11 protein-coding genes and 4 pseudogenes are annotated in these 12,139 nt (G+C 58.8%); 6 read left to right on the top strand and 9 right to left on the bottom strand.

Annotated elements, in window-relative coordinates; genetic code table 11:
- Positions 1-1,085: pseudogene (locus X757_RS1000000167540) on the top strand (type I secretion system permease/ATPase); the annotation flags it as partial.
- A 49-nt stretch (positions 1,086-1,134) separates the two neighbouring features.
- Positions 1,135-2,448, top strand: a complete 1,314-nt coding sequence (locus tag X757_RS135640) for an HlyD family type I secretion periplasmic adaptor subunit (RefSeq protein ID WP_023698296.1) — start codon at positions 1,135-1,137, stop codon at positions 2,446-2,448.
- Between the two features lie 946 nt (positions 2,449-3,394).
- On the opposite strand, the gene X757_RS135645 is transcribed toward X757_RS135640, so the two are convergent.
- Entirely contained in the window at positions 3,395-3,604 is a 210-nt protein-coding gene (locus tag X757_RS135645; protein WP_023672260.1) for a hypothetical protein, read from the bottom strand.
- A gap of 784 nt (positions 3,605-4,388) precedes the next feature.
- On the opposite strand from X757_RS135645, the pseudogene X757_RS01000000165510 reads away from it, so the two are divergent.
- Positions 4,389-5,431, top strand: a pseudogene (locus tag X757_RS01000000165510) (IS256 family transposase); the annotation flags it as partial.
- Between the two features lie 582 nt (positions 5,432-6,013).
- Here X757_RS01000000165510 and X757_RS00130 read toward each other — a convergent pair.
- From X757_RS00130 to X757_RS1000000167525, 3 genes and pseudogenes are all read right to left on the bottom strand, one after another.
- Positions 6,014-6,280: pseudogene (locus tag X757_RS00130) on the bottom strand (Crp/Fnr family transcriptional regulator); the annotation flags it as partial.
- Positions 6,281-6,298: 18 nt separating this feature from the next.
- The gene (locus X757_RS1000000169310; protein WP_245265671.1) at positions 6,299-6,448 is read right to left on the bottom strand and encodes a DUF1515 family protein; all 150 of its coding nucleotides are present in this window, start codon (positions 6,446-6,448) and stop codon (positions 6,299-6,301) included.
- Positions 6,449-6,611: 163 nt separating this feature from the next.
- Entirely contained in the window at positions 6,612-6,710 is a 99-nt protein-coding gene (locus X757_RS1000000167525; RefSeq protein WP_084567771.1) for a glycosyl hydrolase 108 family protein, read from the bottom strand.
- A 59-nt stretch (positions 6,711-6,769) separates the two neighbouring features.
- Here X757_RS1000000167525 and X757_RS135650 point away from each other — a divergent pair, with 59 nt between their 5' ends.
- A complete protein-coding gene (locus tag X757_RS135650) occupies positions 6,770-7,042 on the top strand; it encodes a hypothetical protein (RefSeq protein ID WP_023698300.1) in 273 nt (90 codons plus the stop codon).
- A 666-nt stretch (positions 7,043-7,708) separates the two neighbouring features.
- On the opposite strand, the gene X757_RS0135420 is transcribed toward X757_RS135650, so the two are convergent.
- The 4 genes from X757_RS0135420 to X757_RS1000000169910 form a co-directional block, all read right to left on the bottom strand.
- Entirely contained in the window at positions 7,709-8,083 is a 375-nt protein-coding gene (locus X757_RS0135420; RefSeq protein WP_245275142.1) for a VanZ family protein, read from the bottom strand.
- A gap of 1,010 nt (positions 8,084-9,093) precedes the next feature.
- Positions 9,094-9,306 (bottom strand): hypothetical protein, encoded by a 213-nt coding sequence (locus X757_RS135655; protein WP_031251762.1) that lies wholly within the window; start codon positions 9,304-9,306, stop codon positions 9,094-9,096.
- A gap of 680 nt (positions 9,307-9,986) precedes the next feature.
- A complete protein-coding gene (locus X757_RS1000000167515; RefSeq protein WP_050591009.1) occupies positions 9,987-10,220 on the bottom strand; it encodes a hypothetical protein in 234 nt (77 codons plus the stop codon).
- Between the two features lie 486 nt (positions 10,221-10,706).
- Complete coding sequence (locus tag X757_RS1000000169910; protein ID WP_352496840.1) at positions 10,707-10,859, bottom strand: hypothetical protein; 153 nt, start codon at positions 10,857-10,859, stop codon at positions 10,707-10,709.
- An 84-nt stretch (positions 10,860-10,943) separates the two neighbouring features.
- Between X757_RS1000000169910 and X757_RS0135410 the strand changes: the two genes are divergently transcribed.
- A complete protein-coding gene (locus tag X757_RS0135410) occupies positions 10,944-11,156 on the top strand; it encodes a nuclear transport factor 2 family protein (protein ID WP_280940393.1) in 213 nt (70 codons plus the stop codon).
- A 68-nt stretch (positions 11,157-11,224) separates the two neighbouring features.
- Here X757_RS0135410 and X757_RS00150 read toward each other — a convergent pair whose 3' ends face one another.
- A complete protein-coding gene (locus X757_RS00150; protein WP_373432869.1) occupies positions 11,225-11,437 on the bottom strand; it encodes a DUF3072 domain-containing protein in 213 nt (70 codons plus the stop codon).
- 318 nt (positions 11,438-11,755) lie between these two features.
- Here X757_RS00150 and X757_RS01000000165505 point away from each other — a divergent pair.
- Positions 11,756-12,139: pseudogene (locus X757_RS01000000165505) on the top strand (NADP-dependent oxidoreductase); the annotation flags it as partial.

Genomic DNA, 12,139 nt, shown 5'->3' with positions numbered 1-12,139 from the left:
AGGGCCGATAAGCGATACCGTTGCCCACAACATGGCACGCAATGGTCTGCTGCAAGCAGCGCGTTGCAATGCCGACTTGCGCCTGCAGGTGCAATCGGCCATTCTTACCGTCGGTGCGTACCTTGTCGTCAGGCAGGAGGCTACGGCCGGGGTCATGATTGTCAGTTCGATAATGATGGGGCGTGCGCTGGCTCCGGTCGATCTGGCCATTTCAAGCTGGAAACCCTTCCTCATGGCGCGCCAGAGTTGGGCGCGGCTGGAGGACCTCTTGGAAAAGGTTCCTGAAACCGCTCCTGTTGTGCCTATGCCTGCACCTGAACGCGAACTGCGCCTCGAAAGCGTGACAATTGTTCCGCCCGGCGAAAGCAAGCCGACCGTGACCGGCATTGCGTTTGCCATTCAGGCGGGAAGCGCACTCGGGGTCATCGGTCCATCGGGCTCGGGCAAGTCGACACTCTGGCGCGCCATTGTCGGCGCATGGACGCCGGTCGCCGGGAAGGTTCGCATCGACAGCGCAAGCCTCGATCAATGGGACCGGGAAGCACTAGGCCGTCACATCGGCTATCTGCCACAAGGTGTTGAATTGTTCGATGGCACCATTGCCGAAAACATCGCTCGTTTTGAAGATGATCCTGACCCTGAGGCTATTGTCGCCGCGGCGAAAGCAGCGGGCACGCACGAACTGATCCTCCGATTTGAGCACGGATACGANCCCTGAGGCTATTGTCGCCGCGGCGAAAGCAGCGGGCACGCACGAACTGATCCTCCGATTTGAGCACGGATACGAAACTCCGATTGGTGAGGTCGGATCGGCACTTTCCGCCGGGCAGCGCCAGCTTATCGGTCTTGCCCGTGCCCTTTATCGAGACCCGTTCCTTGTTGTGCTGGATGAACCCAATATCCATCTCGACGCGGAAGGCGAAGCTGCAGTCGCTAAGGCGATCGCCTCCGTGCGCGAGCGCAAGGGCATTGCGGTTGTTGTCTGCCATCAGCCGAGCGTCATCCGCGCCGTGGATTTGGTGTTGGTGATGGAAGGTGGACGGCAGCGATCATTCGGTGCGCCTTCCAAAGTCCTGAAGGCCATCGAGTCTACACAGGATAACGTGGCAGAGCGCGCTGACATGGAGGATACCGGTGTCCGGCATTGATCAGAACAATGACGTTTCAAGCTCCATTCGCCGCCACCTGGTGGCGGGCTTTCTGGCGAGCGTGATCTTTGTGGGAGGAGCCGGAGCCTGGGCGACCTTCACGAATCTCTCCGGTGCGGTTGTAGCGTCCGGACACTTTGTCGTCGTTTCCTATGTCAAGAAGGTGCAGCACCCGACTGGCGGGGTGGTGGGAGAAATCCTGGTGCGCGAAGGCGATAAGGTAAAAGCCGGCGACATCCTCATGCGGCTCGATGCCACCCAGGCGCGCGCTAATCTCGCCATAGTCACCAAGCGGCTCGATGAGCTGGCCGCCTACCTGGCACGACTCGATGCTGAGCGTGACGATCTCGCGGAAATCCCCTTCCCGGACTGGCTACTCGCCCGAAGAGATGTTCCGGACGTAGCTTCGGCAATAGATAGCGAGACGTTGCTGTTCGAATTCCGCAGGCAATCCCGCGACGGGAAGCAGGCGCAATTGGCGGAACGCATTACTCAATATCACCACGAGATCGAAGGACTCAAGGCGCAGGAAATTGCCTGTGAAAAAATGATCGAGGTTCTCCAAAAGGAAATTGCTGTTCTAAGTGGGCTGCGCAACCAAGGCATTGTCTCGGACCAACGGTTGAACAGCCTGAAGATCCAGGTTGCCACTTTCGGTGGCGAACGCGGTGAGAAGATCGCAGATCAGGCACAGACGGCAGCCCGCATAGCCGAAACGCGCCTGCAGATCCCGCAGATCGATCAGGATTTCAAGTCGGAAGTGGGCCAGGAGCTCAGAGAGGTTCAGGCGCAGGTCGGGGAGTATGTTGAGCGCAAGGTGGCGGTTGAACAGGAACTGCGGCGGATCGATATCGTCGCGCCGCAGTCAGGCACCATTCAACAACTCGCAATTCATACGGTCGGCGGAGTGATCACGCCCGCCGATCCGATCATGCTAATCGTGCCGGAAGGCGACGATCTTGCGCTTGAAGTACGAATCACCCCGAAGGACATCGACCAAATCCAGCTTGGTCACAAGGCCGTGCTGCGGATGTCAGCCTTCAATCTGAGAACCACGCCGATATTGAACGGATATGTCAGCCGGATCGCAGCCGATCTGGCGACGGATGAAAAAAACGGCATTTCGTACTACCTGGTGCGCCTGTCGGTTCCGCAGGCGGAACTGACGAAGCTCAAGGGCCTGACGCTCGTGCCCGGTATGCCGGCCGAAGCGATGGTCCAGACGGGTGAGCGTACGGCGCTTTCCTATTTCGTGAAGCCGCTGTCGGACCAAATCAGTCGGACATTCCGGGAGGAATGAAATAACCCACAGGAATCTATTGTTGCCATTTCTGTTGGTTGTCCGCATGCTATGTGCGTGGTAAGATCTGAAAGCACAGACATTTCTACTTGCCTCTGGGCACCGCTTGTTTCTGTAATATTCAGCTCATGTTGCAACTGAGTATCCTTGGTTTCCAACGGTTTTTACTGGTGCGCGGCTGATGGACGCGACATGAAACGCGACATGAAAACCCGCCACCAGCCGCAGCGGGCTGTTCGTTTCTCTTCTGCGGAATGAAAGTCAGTCAGTGCCGCGTGGCTGACATCGCCTCGAACATATCCCAAGCCGCATCTCGGTTTCGGTGCTTGCCGGATTGACGGCAGCATTTCTACTCGGCTGCACCGCTTCCGCATACGCTGATTGCTTGGGTGAAAGCGACTACAGGGTCTGCACAGATTCCTATTCCGGTAAAAATGGGGATCAACATGTGAGATCGTAGGATACCGAAGGGAATAACTATTCGATTGACACCGAAACTCTTCGCTTTCCGAACGGATGCCAAGAGATCACCAGTAGCGATAGCGAAGGAAACTCCACTCCATTCGCTCCTGGACAGACAGCACCGGAACTCATTCCGTGGACACTGAAGGCAACGAATGCACCATCACGCCATCAGGTACTATGATGGGATGCGGGGAATAGGTGCGATGCGATGAAGAAGTTCGGCGTCTTTGGCTGCACTGGTTGCGTAGCCGCCATTATCATAGGGTGGCTGCTCGGTGTGCGCATATTGGTAGTTCAACCGATCGGAGCCATTCCTGAGGGTGTAACTGCCATAGTATATGGGGTTCCGGATCCTCCCTACGAAAAGCAATGGCGAGTCGACTTAAAACCGTCGTAGCCGGTAGATCAATAACAATTGCTTGTTCGGATCGGACGAACCAACCTGGATGGGCAACACGACCGGGGGCTAATGCCACTTCGGTCAGGCGAACCCTCCGGGGAACCTACCGTGAGATAGCCTCTGCTTCAGGTCGTTGGCATTCAGGATGGCGGCCAGCTCTTCGGCATACTCCATGTCGGGAAGGTCGACAGATGGGTGGCCCGCTACAATAGCCGGGAGCCCGGTGAACACGTCGAATACCGTCCACGTCCCATCCGGTTCCTGCCTTTCGTCGTACCGCAGAGTTGCCATGAGGGGATCATATAGTCACCCTTAGGTGTTGGGAATATTTGGTCCACGGAGGCTCGCGATCCGGAGCGCTGATTTCGCCGCTTTGAAGATTGCCGATCTCGTCGACAGAGATCAGGCCGCTCAATCTGCGATCGAACTTTATGGGATGGAAGCACCGACCGCCGTGGCGCACTGCGCTTTGGAGGCGCATTTCGACGGTCGACCAGATGACTACCGCTTTTGGTGCGATGTCTTTCACCAACTGAGAAAACCAAACTGACGGAACTTTGCCGCAGCATCTTGTTCGGTCGCGCATGGCTAGAATAGCCGACCTTGGACCGCCTATCCCCGACAAGCCACACCAACCGCAGGACTGTGACGATCGATTTCACGCATGCCCGATCTGCGGTCAGCAGGTCGACAAACGCGATTTCCGCCAGGTGATGTGGCACGAGCAACCAGATCACGATCCGCTTGAACTGGATCAGTGAGGCAGGAACAACTTGGCAGCCTTCAGGGCCGCGTCACACTAGGAAGGAAAGCGCGGGCCGGACCCTTTGCCGCCGGCCGGCAGCGGTAAGGCATCCTCACGAGCGCTGCGGTGGACCAACTTTTCCATTTACGCGTTGTTCCTAATGCAAATGAAAGGTCGTGTCCCATCAGGTGGGTGTAGCTCGGCGGTAGCGAAGCCGCTCACGAGCGCGCCGTTAGTAGCGCTGTAGCCAGCGAGCGGGGTGTGGGTGGTCATCGGCGCTTTCCGGTAGGGTTTGGTTGTTGACGCCAACCCATTTCGGAAGGACCACCGATGACCGACGACATGATGAACCTGCGCACGCTCGTGGAGAAGACCCCGGATGCCGATCTGCTGCGGGAGATGATCGGCTTTGCCGCCGAGCAACTGATGGAAATGGAGGTGGGCGCGGCCACCGGCGCCAGCTATGGCGAGAAGAACCCGCTGCGGCTCGCCCAGCGCAATGGCTACCGCGACCGGGACTGGGAGACGCGGGCCGGCACGGTCGAGCTGCGCATCCCGAAGCTCAGGAAGGGAAGCTACTTCCCAGGTTTCCTCGAACCGCGCCGCATGGCCGAGAAGGCGCTAACCGCCGTCATCCAGGAAGCTTATGTGCAAGGCATCTCGACCCGGTCGGTTGACGACCTGGTCAAGGCCATGGGTATGAGCGGCATATCCAAGAGCCAGGTCTCGCGGCTGTGCGAGGAGATCGACGGGAAGGTGAAGGCCTTCCTCGAGCGGCCGATCGAGGGCGATTGGCCATACCTGTGGATCGACGCCACTTACCTGAAGGTCCGCCGCGGTGGGCAGATCGTCTCGGTCGCCGTTATCATCGCCGTCGGTGTCAACGCGGACGGCCGGCGCGAGGTACTGGGCATGGAGATTGGCACCTCGGAGGCCGAGCCGTCTGGACAGTGTTCCTGCGCAAGCTGACACGTCGCGGCCTGCGCGGCGTCAAGCTCGTCGTCTCCGATGCTCACGAAGGCCTCAAGGGGGCCGTCACCAAGGTGCTGTGCGCGACATGGCAGAGGTGCCGCGTCCACTTCATGAGGAACGTGCTGGCCCATGCCGGCAAGAGCGGCCGCAGGGTCGTCTCAGCCTTCATCGCCACCGCTTTCGCCCAGGAAACGCCCGAGGCCGCGTCCGTACAATGGCGCGCCGTCGCCGACCAGATCCGGCCGAAGGTGCCGAAGCTGGCGACAATCATGGACGACGCCGAGCCCGACGTGCTGGCCTACATGACCTTCCCCAAGGAACATCGCGCCAAGCTCCACTCGACGAATCCGATCGAACGTCTCAACGGCGAGATAAAGCGGCGCACCGAGGTCGTCGGAATCTCAGGCCGAAACGATTGTCAACCAGAGGCGCTGAGGGAGCTATACCTCACGTTTGGGTGTTGCTCTTGCGCAATAGCTAAGTCGGCAAACGAAAGAAGTCGCTCGGTTTTCAATAGCCGGGCGCTCTTGCTCATGGAACAATCAGACTCAGCGCGAGTTTGAATGCGACGATGAGCAAAGATTACGCAATAGAATCATCCGTTTGTATCGAAATGGCACGGTCGCTCCGATCATGTCTGGCGGAAGAGCGAGCGCTCATGCACCATTTCCGGGAGGAACTCGCCTCGGCACGGAGTGACAGTGTTTACTCCCGCCAGGACCGCATCAGATCCGAACAGCAAAAAGCCCCTGCCGTGGGGCTAGGGCTTGATGGGATGGCCCGCGCCTGCTTCCGAGGCTGCGTGGGCCATCCCATGACGAGTGAGGGACGCATCTTGGTCACCGGCACGGACCGCTGAAGAACGAGCCGGTTGTAGCCAAACAGCCTCAGAGCGGGAATGTTCCCGCCTGACGCAAAAACACCCGTGGCTCAGCCGGCGGGCTCTGTTGCAGGGGCACTGTGCACGGGGGCGGCGTCTGCCGTCAATGCAGTTTGCCGACTAGCCGAGCGTATTCGGCTTCAGCCCTGCCATATGACCCATCAGCCAGCGCAATTAGACGCGCGCGATCAAGAATGACTACCTCTCCTCGCATTGAGCGTATCAGACCTTGGCCCTCCAAGGTTTGCAGCGCTATGGTGACGCCGGGCCGCCTGACACCGAGCATAACTGATAAGAACTCGTGCGTAATCGCAAAGCTGTTCCCGTCGACGCGATCATCACACATCACCAGCCATCTTGAGAGCCTGTCGACTATGCCGCCTGCTCGTCATCCGCCGCGCAGCACGCGCCAGATAGACCAACAGGGCGTAACTAAGCGAGGCGAGCGCCGCCGCTGCCAGCCAGTGACGCCCAATGCGCCGAGGCCCATCAACTTCCACCGGGTCACCTCGGCAGAGACCGCCTCCACCTCGGTCATGTCTTCGCTGAGCGATTCACCGCGTCTTCAGTCTCGGCAAAACGCTCCGCCAGCTTATCGGTCTTGGCGTACATCTTCGATTGGCTGGCGGCTGGGCGCTGCTCGGATTGCTCGTAAGAGAGCGCGGCTGAAGCATCGCCGTCCTTTAATGTCGCGCCGAATCTCAGTTGCGTCTCGCTGAACGCCCTCCATGGACGCCCTTCATCGTTGGGCCACCAGGGTCTTTCTTGTTGTTTGAATAGCCGCCTTCGTGCGCGAGCACTTTGGCAGGCGCTTTCTTTTCGCGCGAAATTGCCACCGTTTTAAAGCGGGAGGGTCGGGATGCAGGTTTTCGATGACATCGAGGCGCTGCTGGATGCGGGTGAAGCCTCGACGGCACTCAAGGAAGTGCTGGCGCTGGTGCATCAATTTGGGCGCGGGTCCAGTGTCTTGGCGGGCGCGATCGACGACCTCATTATCGACCTGTCGACGCTATCATTCGTCGCCGATGCTTACGGAGACCGCATCGCGGAGGCGGCGCGCATGCTGGCTCGAAAAAGACTATTGAAGATCAAGTTGCTCGCACCTCGTCAGAGCATCGGAGCCGCCAGCTAGAGATTGGTGGTCGCTACGAAAAACGTGTCGACCTGCTCGGTGCTCCGAGCGCATCGAAACCTCTCGCCATCATCGGTTCCGTACGGACGAAGAGCCGCCTGACCCTGCGACCAGATGAAAGCTTGGACTTGCGGCAGACCGCAAGCAGTTGGAGCTTGAATTGCCGACACACTCTCAGGAACCGTTGCCGGGATCGCACTCCATTGGTCGTCGGCCCAGATCCGGCGCGCGTCGCTTAAGGTGCCGGTCGAATATGGCCAGCTTCGCTTCGTAGCCGATCCGCACTCTGGACCTGCAGCTATCGCAGCTGAAACCGGCAATCGTTTTCAGCCAGGATCCCCTTCTCACCATTGGGCACGAACAGGAGGGGCATTGGAATTCTATCGGTACGTCGCGCAGTTCATTTGATAGAGGCACTGTGCATGTTCTCCTCAGCGGCACGGCCACTGCAACAAAGTAGAAGGAGAAATGTTTCCGGCTTCGGCCATTTGCGCGAGAGAATCGGACCTAAGTCTAAATGGTGAGCGGCCCAGAAACCTATTTCCCTTGCTATCGGCCTTTGCGTCGGAAATTGAACGGCAATAGCGAGGGTGATCGAAGGCGGCCCCGGGCGTGAGGCTGGCAAGTGGGGCCAAGACGGCGGCGGTAAAGCGGAGCCTGTGGCGATCAAATAACCGATTCGCCTAGAATCTCCTTCACCCAGCTCATAGTTCTCAGCCCGTATGCCATTCCGGAGCAGTCGGCAAACCAGTCGAAGACACTCATGTCACGCCCTGTGACGCATTGAAGGATTTCAATCGCTGCGCCCGTTAAAGCAAGTAGAACCGCCAGCCGGACCACCTGTTGGGGCCAGCCGAGGCTACCCAAAGCTGACAAGGTGGCGAACGCGGCGGCGTGGTTGAGCTTGTCGTGATGAGACGTAAAGGCCAATCCGAGGGCGTGCAGCAGGTGGTCTGGCAATAGCGCGAGCAGCAGGACGACTGCCAACGTGGAGAGAAAGGCAGCCCTTGCCATGCTCTGATGAAAGCTGGACTGCGGCAATCTATTCGCAGCACTCCCGGTTCCTAGTTCTCGCTTCTCATACTGGTGCACTAGGAAGGGCTCCAACCTGCATCTGAGCTATGAGCGCGAACAACTGGCATGCTTAACAGGCCTCCTGATGTCATCAGGAAGTTCCATGAAACAGCCTATGTCACTCTGGATGGTTCCATAGGGCGCTGCGAATGTCGCCCTCCATTGTGATGAGGCCGAGGGTTTCCTGCCGAAAAGGCGCGGCGGAATAGGCGAGCCATTGGTACCGCTTGCGCCCAGGTGCGATGCGTATCGTGCCGGGCACGGCTGGGCTGGAGCGGAACTCTTTCCAGCCTTGGCCCGGCTGTCTTTTGCACCCTGATGTTGGGCAGCCGGGCCGACTCCCTTCTGAATTCAATTATCGTCGGCGTGGCGGCTAACAGACGAAACCGTTATTTAGTCTGGTCATCCCTGCCTTGGTGATCTCGCCTTTACAGATTCCAGTCCTGGACGCTAAGCCAGCAGCGGCCACTCGCTGCTGTCCAATCAACAAGCCCCAAACATCAGGTCGCGCTTATATACAAAAAAGCCGGCCACCTTTCGGCAGCCGGCCAGTGCAAACAAGGAAGGGAACGTTGCACTGATGGGGCAGTGCACCGTCCGAAGCGTTTNCAAGCCCCAAACATCAGGTCGCGCTTATATACAAAAAAGCCGGCCCCCTTTCGGCAGCCGGCCAGTGCAAACAAGGAAGGGAACGTTGCACTGATGGGGCAGTGCACCGTCCGAAGCGTTTTCAGGCGACAATGTTCCACCGATGAGAGAACAAAGAAGGCTTCACCGCCAGCGCACATCCCCTTAGCCGCGCTGTGTTGCCGTCGCCTAGTGTCTAAAGGCCTTTAACCAGCCACGGATCGGTGTCGTATCCAAGGCGCGGCTTTTCCGGCGTTCCACCGGCCGGCAATTTGGCGGTTCCGGTCGGCCTGCAGTCCAGCTCGAGCACCTGCTNCCCTTAGCCGCGCTGTGTTGCCGTCGCCTAGTGTCTAAAGGCCTTTAACCAGCCACGGATCGGTGTCGTATCCGAGGCCCGGCTTTTCCGGCGTTCCACCGGCCGGCAATTTGGCGGTTCCGGTCGGCCTGCAGTCCAGCTCGAGCACCTGCTTCTTGGCCGAGTGCTTCGTAGAGCAAAGGTCCGTGGCGTCACTCACCACCACCTTCTTCTCCTTGGCAACAGCGACACCAGTCCCAGCGATCACGATCGCCGCNGTCCGTGGCGTCACTCACCACCACCTTCTTCTCCTTGGCAACAGCGACACCAGTCCCAGCGATCACGATCGCCGCACAAAACACAGCAACTCTCATCATACTCCCCACGTTGTGCCTCCCCAAAAAGGCTGAGCCTGACGTTACGGCACATTTAAATTAGCGCAAGCGAATATTAGCTGCCTAGTCCCTTCACATCGGCTCTGGTCGCCTNTGACGTTACGGCACATTTAAATTAGCGCAAGCGAATATTAGCTGCCTAGTCCCTTCACATCGGCTCTGGTCGCCTCCCCCTTGCTGCCGGTGCCTTGCGATACCGGCAGCGCGATATGGTAGGATGGGCGCATGCCTGCTCATGATCGGAGGGCCGATGTTCATGACTTGAGCTCGACATGGCAGAGGGCTGCAACCGTCAAGTTTCCCAGGTCGTCGTGGCGATGAACGATCGCGTCGAGGATCGCTTAATAAGCGGCGTTTACTAAGTTCCGCTGGTCTAGCCCTACGCGATCACACCATAACCACGTGATGACAAATCAGCCATGTGTGTGGCGCGGCGGNGGGAGGAGGCGCATATGTTCGCCAGCCGGCGGATACCACACCGCCCCACCGGTCAGGCCCAGCGCGCCCGCTGCAAAGTCCCGCAGACGGCTGCTGGGCCGCTGGCGGGCAGCGGCTACTTGCTGACGATCCAATCCACCAAGCCAGTTTCGATCAGCTCGAACCAATCGTGCACCAGGGCCTTGGCTAAATCGCGCCATTGACACTCAGGCGTACGGGAGACGGCAACAGTAGAAGGGTCGGCATCTTCCCAGCCTCGCGCCACGTCATCGCGATGACGTTGACGAAGGCGCATCAGCAAGGTGGCCGTAGTGGCCGCTTGAGCGATATCTATGGGCGTTGCAACCATCGCAGCCTCCCTCAAAGCGATGGCAAACCCCTCACTAGTAAGCCCGCTCAGACTCTCTCTGCAATCAAAAAAAGAGTTGTCCTCGCTCCCTGTTCTGTCATCGCAATGAAGGACGACATCTTCGAGCACCCGCAGCACACCTGTCGCATGGAAAAAGCTGTAGGCGTTTATAGGTGCTTGGGGAATCCGCCGTTTGTTTGCGTTGTGGAGCGGGACAAAGCAAGTTACTCACTCAGGCTGGCTACCGTGAAGCGGGGCACCAGCCCGACTTCCACGCGTTGCCGTGGGAAGCTGAACACAGGGCCGTCAAAGAAAGGCAAGGTGGACGCGACGGCGCTCGCTGAACGCATTCGGGCGCCGGCTGCGTTCGCGTTCACACCCGGCGCTATGTCGCTTCTAGGCCCGCTCTGTCGCTACTTTGTGCGCAGCATATTGTGGGAACTCTGCCTCGGCCCACGCACTCAGTGGCTGACCAGAACGAGCGCATCATCGGCCTAACCGTTTAGGCTGTAGAATTTGTGTGTGCGCTCGTATCGAGATGCGGGTGATGTCGCAGCCGAAACGCGCTGCTTCCTTCTCGATCCGCCCCATCAGTTTGGCGCCGATACCAGCACTGCGCATCTCGGCGTCGACAACCACATGGTCGGCCTACGCCCACTTTCCGCCCATACCCGGTTTGCTGATAGAGCGGGTAGATAGCCGCGATCTCTTCGAGCTCCATGGCTGAGTGTCGATGCCTATGTCGGCGAGGTGATGAGTGCGGCCTTGCCGCCGAACACCAGCCCCAACTGGGCAGTCGCATCGCTCGACATTACGGGCGATGCAGCCACTGCGAAGGTCGAGGACGAATTTGGAACCACAAGGTTCACCGACTATCTTCTGCTCAAGATCGCAGGAGAATTGAAGATCCTTAGCAAACTCTACCACCTTCACTAATACGACCGTCCAGATCAGAGGCCAAATACCGCAAAACTGACCAACCTGTCGTAGGTCTCCCAGCGCCTTTAGAGCTTGAGCTCAGTCCTTAGCGCGTCGATTCGCTTCGAGGCCTCGGCTTTGCTTAGATCTTCGGCGTAGCTTCTGTCGTCGCCCGCCTGCTCACATAATGTTTTCAAGTAGGAAGCTTGCGACGGAGTCATTGGCTCGTCNGCGTAGCTTCTGTCGTCGCCCGCCTGCTCACATAATGTTTTCAAGTAGGAAGCTTGCGACGGAGTCATTGGCTCGTCTCCCGTCGTCCATTCGTCAGGATCCTTGCTGATAGCTTCGCCTTTGGCTCGGGGTGTAGTTTGCATGACGCTCTCCATGTTGGGAACGGCACAACGTATTTGATCTGCTTTTGTTCCACATGCTTGAAGTGTCTGAGATTGCGATGGCAGGGGTGTTCACGAACGCAAGTTTACCCGTGCTGGAAGAATCCGACGAGATTGCTTAGCTTCCGCTCGCGGTCGCCAACGATGAACTCAACGCCAACTCTGCGCGAGACATCGAAAGATCCTCCGCGCCCGCAATTTACCCCAACGGTGAGGAGACGCCCCATGAAAGCAATCGTAGCGACGGACCAGACTGCAGGAACGGCCGGGATGAAGTTGGTGGAGTTGCCCGAGCCTCGGGCGGCAATTAACGACGTGGTCGTACAGGTTCATGCGGCAGGATTCGTCAACACCGAACTGGAGTGGNCCTCGCGCCGCTGCCCGGCGATGTCGACTTTACGGTGGGCGCTAGCCTGCCGATCTCCGGCCTAACCGCATGGCAGGGGCTGTTTCAGCATGGCCGCATCAAGGCCGGGCAGAGCGTTCTCGCGCATGGCGCTGCCGGTGCCGTCGGTTCGATGGTGGCGCAGCTTGCCAGGGAGGCTGGAGCCTATGTGATCGGCACCGGGCGGGCCGCCGACCGCCAGAAAGCGCTCGACTTCGGTGCAA

It is taken from the genome of Mesorhizobium sp. LSHC412B00, from assembly GCF_000503035.1.
Lineage (GTDB): Bacteria > Pseudomonadota > Alphaproteobacteria > Rhizobiales > Rhizobiaceae > Mesorhizobium.
Note: the sequence above shows the minus strand (reverse complement) of the source record. Positions and strands in the feature narration are given on the sequence as shown.

Coding starts and splice junctions, on each gene's coding strand:
- X757_RS1000000169310 (WP_245265671.1), bottom strand. CDS start 6,448: ATGACCGAGGTGGAGGCGGTCTCTGCCGAGGTGACCCGGTGGAAGTTG.
- X757_RS135650 (WP_023698300.1), top strand. CDS start 6,770: ATGCAGGTTTTCGATGACATCGAGGCGCTGCTGGATGCGGGTGAAGCC.
- X757_RS135645 (WP_023672260.1), bottom strand. CDS start 3,604: ATGGCAACTCTGCGGTACGACGAAAGGCAGGAACCGGATGGGACGTGG.
- X757_RS1000000167515 (WP_050591009.1), bottom strand. CDS start 10,220: ATGGTTGCAACGCCCATAGATATCGCTCAAGCGGCCACTACGGCCACC.